This is a genomic window from Zooshikella ganghwensis DSM 15267, from assembly GCF_000428585.1.
Taxonomy (GTDB): domain Bacteria; phylum Pseudomonadota; class Gammaproteobacteria; order Pseudomonadales; family Zooshikellaceae; genus Zooshikella; species Zooshikella ganghwensis.
In genome coordinates this window covers 1-1,652 of sequence record NZ_AUAF01000349.1, presented here as the reverse complement: position 1 = coordinate 1,652, position 1,652 = coordinate 1, and the positions used below count along the sequence as shown (strand labels likewise).

General features: G+C 38.8%; 1 protein-coding gene. It reads left to right on the top strand.

All coding sequences use genetic code 11. From position 1 onward, the window contains the following. Positions 1–141 precede the first annotated feature (141 nt). Complete coding sequence (locus tag F607_RS0126820) at positions 142–1,599, top strand: autotransporter family protein (protein ID WP_027710441.1); 1,458 nt, start codon at positions 142–144, stop codon at positions 1,597–1,599. Positions 1,600–1,652 lie beyond the last annotated feature (53 nt).

Genomic DNA, 1,652 nt, shown 5'->3' with positions numbered 1-1,652 from the left:
TCTTCTTTCTCCATAAAACTGAATCTAGAGGCCAAGCCTTGAGAGTCACACTAGTCAAACTAGTGGCTTACCTGTCAACGAGTTATTAGCAGTGGAACGATTCGAAACAGCAATGTGGATTTAGGATTAGGCACAGATTCTATGACGGTATCATCATCTGCTGTGCTGGAAAATATTACCACATTAGACGGTGGTGATGATGCCTCTTCAGGCGATGGTGCTATTGATCAGCTGACTTTTGATGGTTGGCAAGGTGACGTCCCCACAGTAACTAACTGGGAAAATATTACTTTTACCAATGGTGCTATAGGTAACCTTGGCAGTTCACGCACGATTACCACAGAACTTTTAACCATAAATAATGGTGCTTCCATCATTTCAATTGGCAATAGTCCTGGCTCATATACCGTGACAGGTAATTTAATCAATAATGGTTCTTTAACCCTCGCAGATGCTGAAGCCAATGATACTTTCACTGTTGGCGGTAATTACAGCGGAACAGGCCAATTGGTTTTAGATACGGTGTTAAGCAATGACAACGCCACATCGGATCGGTTTATCATCAATGGAAATAGTAGCGGTACAACGAGCCTGATCATTCAAAATTCAGGTGGTGTAGGAGCTCAAACCAAAAGCGATGGTATTTTAGTAGTTCAAGTTGATGGTACAAGCTCAGCAAACAGTTTTCGACTTGGTAACTATGTTGCCGCTGGGGCCTATGAATATAATTTATTTTTCCAAAATCAAGCTGGCACTGATCAAAACTGGTATTTACGTTCTATTGGTGTCCGACAAGAAGTGCCTATTTACAAATCTATTCCAGTCGTCATGGGCCGGTTTATGTGGGACAGTATTGGCAGTTTTCATGAAAGAGATACATATGATGTAATTAATGCTCGCCAAGACCAAACAATGAATCCTGAACATGATGATCGATCACAAACAGGCTGGGTCAGAGTGTTTAATAATGATTATAAATTTCGCTTTTCTAAAGAACATGATTTTGATGCAGACTGGTCTGGACTTCAAGCAGGGTTAGATTTATATCGGTCTTATGATAAAGAACGACTGCAGTTGACTCGAGCCGGACTATATATTGGCAGTGGTAAGCTTGATCAAACAGTCGATGCACTTAATAGTCAAAAAATTGGTGATGTGGACATGACCAGCTATGCCATTGGTCTTTATGGTACTTTAATAGATGATAAAGGCTGGTACCTTGATGGTGTAGTACAGCTATCTTCTTATGAAGTTGATTCGAATTCTATAAACAATGTAAAAGGTGATACTAACGGGATAGGGTTCATTGCATCATTAGAGTATGGTTACCCTATTGTTGTTGCAGACAATGAAAAAACTATTATTGAACCACAGCTGCAGCTAGCTTATCAGCGATTTAATTTTGATACATTTGATGATGAGCTGAATGATACCAACATAGCAGAGATTGACATCAAAACACAAAATAAAGTTTTACTGAGATCAGGACTAAGAGTAGATCATTCAATCCCTTATAAAGATACATCTCATGCTCATACCGAAAAAAATATTAACCTTTATACTCGACTTTGGCCATTATTGGATACACCTGACAGCTAAAAATAAGCTATTAGAAGCAATAGGTTAGAATTACTTCATATCATGGTTTTTGT

Bases quoted from the DNA above. Each gene is read 5' to 3' on its own strand.
- F607_RS0126820 (WP_027710441.1), top strand. From the start codon at position 142: ATGACGGTATCATCATCTGCTGTGCTGGAAAATATTACCACATTAGAC.